This is a genomic window from Vibrio sp., from assembly GCF_984391705.1.
In genome coordinates this window covers 42,030-49,923 of sequence record NZ_CFHWOM010000029.1, presented here as the reverse complement: position 1 = coordinate 49,923, position 7,894 = coordinate 42,030, and the positions used below count along the sequence as shown (strand labels likewise).

The window sequence follows — 7,894 nt, the reverse complement described above, 5'->3', positions numbered from 1 at the left end:
TTTTCTAAACTATGATGAATATAATAACGCAACTGATAAACGTTATCATTACGAATACTAAAGGATTGAACCAATGAAAAAACTGCTAACTCTTTCAGCCTTAGCATGTGCAACAATTGCTCCTTCAGCGGCAATGGCAGCAGAAGAAGTAAACGTATACTCTTACCGCCAGCCTTTCCTAGTTGAGCCAATGTTCAACGAGTTTACTAAAGAGACTGGTATTAAAGTAAACGTTAAGTTTGCTAAGAAAGGTCTAGCAGAGAAATTGGCTCAAGAGGGTGAGTACAGCCCAGCTGACGTTATTCTTACTGTAGACATCAGCCGTCTATCTGAGCTAACTAAGAAAGACCTAGTTCAAGCGGTAGAAAGCGACGTTCTAGAGAAAAACATTCCAGCTCAATACCAAGACACTGATAACGAGTGGTTTGCTCTAACAACTCGTACTCGTAGCGTGTACTCTTCACGTGACCGTGTTGGTCGTCTAGGTGAAGACTTCACTTACGCAGACCTTGCTAAGCCTGAATTCAAAGGCAAAATCTGTACTCGTAGCGGTAAGCACCCATACAACGTTTCTCTAGTATCTTCTATGATTGCTCATAAAGGTGAAGCAGAAACTAAAGAGTGGCTAGAAGGCGTTAAAGCTAACCTAGCTCGTAAGCCTCAAGGTAACGACCGTGCACAAGTTAAAGCTATCAAAGAAGGTCTATGTGACGTTTCTCTTGGTAACAGCTACTACCTAGGTAAGATGGTTAACGACGCTGAGCAAAAAGCTTGGGCAGATGCAGTTTACATCAACTTCCCTAACCAGAAGACGACAGGTACTCACGTAAACATCTCTGGCATGGCAATGGCTAAGTACTCTCCAAATAAAGAGAATGCAGTTAAGCTGATGGAATTCCTATCTGGCGACAAAGCGCAAAGCATGTACGCAGAAGTAAACTACGAGTACCCAGTTAAAGAAGGTGTTAAGCGCTCTGAGCTAGTAGCATCTTGGGGTGACTTCAAAGCGGATACAATTTCTCTAGACGAGATCGCTGATCATCACGAAGCAGCAATCAAACTGCTAGACGAAGTTAAATTCGACCTTTAATAGTCATTTAGCAGGTTAATAAACCTAGCTAGAATACAGCCTCAAGTCGCTCTTTTATCAGGGTAACTTGAGGTTGTTTGTTTTTATGGGTATAACTACCCCTAAACTATTAAAGGGATATGAGATGTATTTGCAACTGCATTTATGTTTCATACGGCCTCGTTGTAATTAGGCGATGAAAGAAAAAAATTACGTATGGAAAACCAGTAGTGGAGTGCTTGCTTTGCTACTGGTTTTACCGATCTTGGCAATATTCACAACCGCGGTCGGTGAGACAAACGAACTGTTTTCTCACTTGATGTCGACGGTTATGCCCACTTATGCCTTTAACACGATTGTATTAGTGTTAGGGACGATGACATTGTCTTTATTACTAGGCATTCCTTCAGCTTGGTTTATGGCAATGTGCCGCCTACCGAGCGAACGAGTTCTCCAATGGGCATTGGTACTGCCACTGGCGATGCCTGGCTATATCGTTGGTTACATTTTTACCGATTGGTTTGATTTTGCTGGCCCAGTCCAAATCCTACTGCGTGACTTAACAGGGTGGGGCCCCGGGGAATACTGGTTTCCTGATATTCGGACCCTTACTGGCGCAATAATCGTCCTATCGTTAGTTCTTTACCCCTACGTTTATTTGTTGTGCCGAGCCGCGTTTATGGAACAAAACGTTTCATTACTCCAATCTGCACGACTCTTGAAGTGTTCTCCTTGGGAGAGTTTTCGTCGTATATCCCTCCCACTCGTTAGACCATCAGTTGCGGTTGGTCTTTCTTTGGTCGCTATGGAAACGATTGGTGACTTTGGTACTGTAAGCTACTTTGCTGTAAACACTCTGACGACGGCGGTCTATGACACTTGGCTTGGCTATTCTAGTTTGACGGCTGCAGCGAAAATTTCTGCCATTATGCTGGTGGTTGTGATCTTACTTCTTAGTGCGGAGCGCTACAGCCGCCGTAAGCAAAAGCTATTTCAAAATCAATTTAGTAGTCGAGAGGACTTCCGTTACCAGCTTACCGGTTGGAAAAAGTGGTTCGCATTGATGTGGTGTTGGGGCTTGGTGTCCATCGCATTTATTTTCCCGCTCGGTCAGTTAATTATCTATGCCTATAAGTACTTTGCCCAAAGTTGGACAGCAGAGTTTCGTGAGTATGCGCTAAACAGTTTATATGTATCTTTGACTGCGGCTTTCTTTGGTGTACTCGTCGCGTTGATTGTGAATTTCTGTCAGCGTGTTAGCCCAGGAAGAAAAAGCTTGGCTTTCATGCGCTTGTCTTCAATGGGCTACGCTGTACCTGGGACTGTTTTAGCTATTGGCGTGATGGTGCCAGTACTCTTCATGGATCACCTAGTCAATGATGTTGCCAAGATAATGGATTGGGGGCGTCCTGGGCTTATATTCTCAGGTTCAATGTTTGCGATTATCTTCGCGATGGTGGTTCGTTTCTCAGCTGTGGCAATAGGCAGTATTGAAAGTAGCCTAAGCAAGGTGTCACCTTCGCTCGATATGGCGTCTAGAACCATGGGGTGTAATTCTAATACCATGTTGTGGCGTGTTCACTTTCCACTTGTTCGTCGTGGGGCATTGATTGCAGGTTTATTGGTGTTTATTGAGTCTATGAAAGAACTAAATGCGGCATTGTTGTTGCGCCCGTTTAACTTTGAAACACTCGCCACTTATGTATATAACTTTGCCTCTGATGAGCATTTGGAGCTGGCTGCATTGCCAGCTGTGCTGCTCGTATTGGTGGGTTTAGTCCCATTAGTTATTGTTAACCGTTCACTGGAGCATTCACACTGATGAGCTGTGCATTATCGATTCGAAACCTCACTTGCAAATATGATGAGCAAACGACAGTACTAGAATCGCTGTCCTTAGAGGTAGAGCAAGGAGAGATTGTCTGTTTGCTTGGTGCTAGCGGTTGTGGAAAAACAACGCTATTAAAAGCGATAGCGGGTTTGTTGCCATTAAGTTCTGGAACCATGAGCTTAAATTGCATGCTGATTGATGATGGTAAAAACTGGCTTCCGCCCGAGCAGCGCAATATCGGGATGATCTTTCAAGATTACGCTTTGTTCCCTCATTTAACGGTATCGCAAAACGTTGCTTTCGGCCTGCGAGATTTACCGCATGATGAGCAACAGTCAAAAGTGAACGAAATGTTAGAGCTGGTGCATCTTGATGGTTATGCTGAACGTTATCCTCATCAGCTTTCTGGTGGTCAGCAGCAGAGAGTGGCGATAGCTCGCTCGCTAGCCTATAAGCCAGATTTACTATTACTTGATGAACCGTTTTCAAACATAGATACCCAAGTTCGTCATGAGCTGATTGGTGAAATTCGTAAGATTTTTAAAAAGCAGGGTGTCACAGCTATCTTTGTGACCCATAGCCGTGAAGAAGCTTTTGCCTTTGCTGATAAGATGGCGGTGATGAATCATGGTGTGATAGAGCAATATGGCACTGCGAGTGAGCTTTATTATCAACCATCTAGCAAATTCGTCGCTGATTTCTTGGGTGGGGGAAGCTATCTATCTGCGACTCGAGCATCAGAGTCTGAGTACGAAACGCAGCTTGGTTTGGTTGAAGCAATTGCACAGCAGCAGATACAAATAGGTCAAAGTTGTGAATTATTACTGCGTCCTCAGCACGTACAAATAAGTGCGGCGGAAGAAAGTAGTGTGACTGTTCTAGAGCAGCAATTTATGGGTGATCACTGCCGTTATGTCATTGACGCAAGTGGCCACAAGCTTTTAGCAAGCTCGGCAGAGCCACTCACGATCGGCCAGCAGGTGTCAGTAAAAGTTGAAACACAAGGTGTGCTTGCATTTTAGATATCTGAGATAAAAAAGCCCAGCTGTAAAGCTGGGCAAGTGTTCTTCACCTATAGGGTTAAGGGATTGGCTCCCTTAGAGTTGCAAGAAGGCTTTCACTTGCTGAAGAACACGTTCTGCGGTCTCTTTATCTTCCATTTCTGCGAAGATACGAAGTAGAGGCTCGGTACCTGAGAAGCGAGCGATAACCCAACCACCATTTTTGAAGTAGACTTTAGCGCCATCTTCATAGCTAACTTTTTCGATTTCAAATTCAAAATCAGGCAGTTGCTTTTCAACGTAGATTTTGTTGTACAAAGCTTCTTTCTGCGCTGGTTTGAAAGTACAGTCGCCCTCAGCTGTGTAGGCGTAACCATACTTACCGTAGATTTCGTCCAACAACTCAGAGAGCTTTTTACCGGTTACTGAAATCATTTCGACCAATAGACTAGAGGCGAATACGCCATCTTTGCCTTTAATGTGGCCGCGAATGGTCAAGCCGCCAGAGCTTTCACCACCAATCAGTGAGTCATCTGCTTCCATTTGTGAGCTGATGTGCTTAAAGCCGACAGGAACTTCGAATGATTTCTCTCCGTGGTCAGCTGCAATCTTGTCTAGAATGTGCGTCGTAGCGATATTTCGAACGACGGAGCCTTTCCAACCTTTGTATTCAAGTAGGTAATAGTAAAGCAGAATAAGCACTTCGTTCGGGTGAATGAAGTCACCTTTTTCGTCGATGATCCCCAAACGGTCTGCATCGCCATCAGTACCGATACCAATGTCGTAACCTTCTGCCGCCACAAGGTGCTTTAGACGGTATAGAGTAGCAGCACTTGGTGATGGCATCAGGCCACCAAAGTCAGGGTTTTTACCATCGTTAATGACATCTACGTCACAGCGACCATTGATCAATACCGTTTGCAGTGCGTTCTTGGCAACACCAAACATAGGGTCGATCAACACGCGCAAGTTGGCTTTTTTGATCGCTTCAATGTCGATAAAGTCGATGATCGAATCGACAAACTCGTTCATTGGGTTGATCACTTGAATCAACTTATCTTCGACGGCTTGCTCAAACTCAACGGATTTCACCTGGTCTAAGCTTAGGTTTGCGATCTGTGATTCGATCTTTTCAGTGATGATCTCATCCGCGTCGCGTCCACCTTCAATAAACACCTTGATGCCGTTGTAATCGGCTGGGTTGTGTGACGCAGTGATACATGCTGAATAAGCACAGTCCATCTCTTTAGCTTTGAACATCACAATCGGTGTTGGGACGAACTTATCAATAAAGCTAACAACGACGCCGTTTGCAGCAAGAACTTCAGCAAACCAACGTCCGGCTTTATCTGATAGGAATCGACGGTCGTAACCAACCACGAAGCCACGCTCAGCAACATCTTCATGGTTGATGATGTTTGCTAACGCTTGAGCAACCAAACGAACATTATCTTTGGTGAATTCCTCACCGATAAAGGCACGCCAGCCACCAGTACCAAATTTGATCATATGGATAATCCTTTAATTAAGTAAAGAGCCTCTATGTAGAGGCTCTTGCTAGCGTCTAACCTAGTACCACGACTACGTCGTTTACACTGCCTTCAGCTTGAACTGGAACCGCAGTACCTTGTACAGCTTCACCATTTACTGTGATTGATTTAATGCCTTTGCTTACTGAGCTAGGGTTTTCAACTTTGATGTTGTATGTCGCGCCCAACCACTGGCGAGTTACTTCAAAACCAGGCCAGTTTGTTGGGATACATGGATCAATCGTTAGACCATCGAAGCCAGTGCGTACACCTAGAATAAAGTTGGTTACGGCAAAGTATGCCCAACCAGATGTACCCGTTAACCAAGGGTGGTTTGCACGACCGTGATCTTGGTGATCACGACCCATGATGAACTGAACGTATGAGTAAGGTTCTGCAATACGTTTTTCGATGATGTCGTTTTGGTTGTATGGGTTTAGTGCGTCGTAGAACTTCATCGCACGGTCACCACGCCCCAATTTTGCCTCAGCAACCCATGCCCATGGGTTAGGGTGAGAGAAGATAGCGCCGTTCTCTTTTACACCTTGGTATACGCGAGTCACGAAACCAATGTCATCGTTTGGTGTTGCGAATGAAGGTGAGTTTAGGTGTAGACCGTATTCCGAGAATAGATTCTCGTCTACAGCGTCCATCGCTTTCTCGCCACGCTCTTGAGAAACCGCACCAGACAGTACTGCTAGAGTGTTTGACTCTAGGTGTACACGGCCTTCTGCTTGTTGCGCTGTACCGATCTTGTCACCATCTTTAGTTAGGCCACGGATGTACCAGCCGCCTTCATCGTCCCAAAGGTGAGTTTCACACGCTTCGCGTACGTTCGCCGCCATTTCAGTATATTTCTCTACATCTTCCTCTTTACCAAGGAACTTAGCGAGGTCGATAAACTCTTGTAGAGCCCAGAAATGCAGGAACGAAACCATTGATGATTCACCACCACCTAGGTTTAGACAGTCATTCCAGTCTGCGCGAAGACCTTTACAGATACCTGTTTGGCCTACGTACTCAGCAGAGAAATCTAGAGCTGCTTTCATATGTTCATAGACAGACGCATCGCCGCCGTCTGCGTATGGAATCACTTCATCAAAGAAGCTGTGCTCACCTGTTTCCATAACGTACTTACAGATAGTTGGTACTAGCCATAGGTGGTCGTCAGAACATGTGTCTTCAATGCCATGGATTTTATCGTCATCCGATGGTGTAGGAACAACGGTTGGAGATTTTGAAGGAGCAACATCGGCCTTCTCTGGATCGAACCAGTCTGGATCAAATAGGTGAAGACCGTAACCCGCTTTCACCTGACCGCGTAGTAGGTCAACGATACGCTTACGCGTCATTGCCGGGTTGGCATGTGGAACCGAAATCGCATCTTGAGCAGTATCGCGGTAGCCAAGACCGGTACGTCCACCTACTTCAATAAATGAAGCGAAACGAGACCATACCACACAGGTTTCTGCTTGGTAGAGAGTCCAAGCGTTGATCATTGTGTCTAGACCTTCGTTTGGAGATTTTACTTGGAATTTGTCACAACGTTCGTTCCAGTGCTGCTTAATACCAGCAAATGCAGCATCAACATTAGCAAGATCTTGGTACTTCTCGCGTAGACGCTCACCATTGCCTTTACCGATACCTAGAATGTAAGCAAAACGTACTTCTTCACCCGGCTGGATAGTAAATTGCTTGTGTAGAGAACCACAGTGGTTGTAACAAGTTTGCGCTGTGTTTGAACACTTACCTTGCTCTACTGCAATTGGGTTTGCTTCGTCACGGTATAGACCTAGGAAGCTATCGCGCTGGCCATCGTATGAATCTGGGTCAAACGTCGATGCTAGGTAGTAGAAACCTTCGAAATCGTTGGTGTTGTAGTAAAGATCGTATTCGATCACGCCTTCACGATACTCAGTACCTGCAGAGTACAGAGACATCTGGTGGTTTTGATTATCTGATTGAATATGGCTGAAAGAGAACTCTACAAAAGAGAATGCGCTGATCGTACGAGGTTTGTCAGATGTATTCTTGATAACTACATCCCATACTTCTGCATCTTCACCTTTTGGTACAAATAGTGTTTTGGTTGCTGTAATACCGCTGTATTCACATTTGAATTTTGAGTAAGACAGACCGTGACGAACTTCATAGTTAGCCTCATCAAGACTTTTTGCTACTGGTTGCCATGAAATTGACCAGTAGTCACCGGTTTCATCGTCACGTAAGTACACGTAGTGTCCTGGACGATCAAATGTCGCATTAGGACGGAATTTAGTAACACGGTTATATTCAGGTGAATTGTAGAAAGAATATCCCCCTGCGTTATGAGAGATAACAGTACAGAACTTCTCTGTGCCTAAATAGTTTGTCCATGGCGCAGGTACGTCTGGTCTTGTAATGACGTATTCACGATTGTCGTTATCGAAATAGCCGTATTTCATGTTAATTTCCTTTTTACCAA

Annotated in this window: 5 protein-coding genes; 3 read left to right on the top strand and 2 right to left on the bottom strand. The window is 44.8% G+C overall.

Annotated elements, in window-relative coordinates; genetic code table 11:
- The first annotated feature begins 73 nt into the window (after window positions 1-73).
- From AC4MRV_RS14415 to AC4MRV_RS14405, 3 genes are all read left to right on the top strand, one after another.
- The gene (locus AC4MRV_RS14415; RefSeq protein ID WP_491188028.1) at window positions 74-1,090 is read left to right on the top strand and encodes a Fe(3+) ABC transporter substrate-binding protein; all 1,017 of its coding nucleotides are present in this window, start codon (window positions 74-76) and stop codon (window positions 1,088-1,090) included.
- Between the two features lie 175 nt (window positions 1,091-1,265).
- On the top strand, window positions 1,266-2,891 hold the full coding sequence (locus AC4MRV_RS14410; RefSeq protein WP_491188027.1) for an ABC transporter permease: 1,626 nt from the start codon (window positions 1,266-1,268) through the stop codon (window positions 2,889-2,891).
- A complete protein-coding gene (locus AC4MRV_RS14405; RefSeq protein WP_491188026.1) occupies window positions 2,891-3,922 on the top strand; it encodes an ABC transporter ATP-binding protein in 1,032 nt (343 codons plus the stop codon). The genes AC4MRV_RS14410 and AC4MRV_RS14405 overlap by 1 nt, the downstream gene beginning before the upstream one ends.
- A gap of 75 nt (window positions 3,923-3,997) precedes the next feature.
- Here the strand turns inward: AC4MRV_RS14405 and AC4MRV_RS14400 are convergent, their stop codons facing one another.
- Together AC4MRV_RS14400 and AC4MRV_RS14395 are read right to left on the bottom strand one after the other, a co-directional pair.
- A complete protein-coding gene (locus tag AC4MRV_RS14400; RefSeq protein WP_491188025.1) occupies window positions 3,998-5,410 on the bottom strand; it encodes a phosphoglucomutase/phosphomannomutase family protein in 1,413 nt (470 codons plus the stop codon).
- A 55-nt stretch (window positions 5,411-5,465) separates the two neighbouring features.
- Window positions 5,466-7,874 carry a glycoside hydrolase family 94 protein gene (locus tag AC4MRV_RS14395; protein WP_491188024.1) on the bottom strand — a complete coding sequence of 803 codons (2,409 nt, stop codon included), beginning with the start codon at window positions 7,872-7,874 and terminating at the stop codon, window positions 5,466-5,468.
- Between the last annotated feature and the right edge of the window lie 20 nt (window positions 7,875-7,894).